This window comes from Treponema endosymbiont of Eucomonympha sp. (genome assembly GCF_001028545.1).
On sequence record NZ_BBPW01000455.1, the window covers coordinates 1 to 569 of the forward strand.

At 62.0% G+C, this 569-nt stretch carries 2 protein-coding genes; one reads left to right on the plus strand and one right to left on the minus strand.

Annotated features, from left to right (window positions below):
- A partial coding sequence (locus AWU74_RS12030) for a hypothetical protein (protein ID WP_238580249.1) occupies window positions 1–225 on the plus strand: 225 nt, incomplete at its 5' end.
- Here the strand turns inward: AWU74_RS12030 and AWU74_RS12035 are convergent.
- A partial coding sequence (locus tag AWU74_RS12035) for a hypothetical protein (protein WP_202966438.1) occupies window positions 222–569 on the minus strand: 348 nt, incomplete at its 5' end. The genes AWU74_RS12030 and AWU74_RS12035 overlap by 4 nt on opposite strands.

Sequence of the window (569 nt, forward strand, 5' to 3'; positions counted from 1 at the left end):
GGGCTTTGTTGGAGTTTCCACCCAAGTTTCCCGCCGAACGGGATTAGTTGCAGGCGTCTCATGCCCGCCCGTGCAGGGGTTCGACACTCGCGCGGGCGGACGAGAGGCTCTCTCCTGCCCGTGTTTGACTGCCTATCCGGGCAACAGATCTTTTATCCGTTCCCACGTCTCGTCGCTTATATCGTGCCGATGAATGCCTTCATTTTTTTAGTCCACACTACCTAGGACGGGACAGAGACGTTGTTTTGGGCAGACGAGGCTTCAGGGTAGCCGATTCCGCCCAGCGTGTCGGGCGCGAGCGGGCTGCGTATGTCGAGGATTTCCGCGGACGGGCTGTCCCTGAGCCGCGCGAACAGTGGGCTTCGGTAAAACGCTTCGACCAGCGCCTCGTCGCGCCGGAACGGGGTGGAGTTGGGCACGAACACGTTCACGATAATGCGCTCGAAGTGCCGCAAGCCCGCCGTTATGTCCGCCTCTATCATGCCGAGCGTCTGCCCCTCCAGCCCGCAGAGCAGGTTTGCCCACTGGAAGTAACCCGCCGCCTCTTCGGGGAGCACCCGGCCCATGCC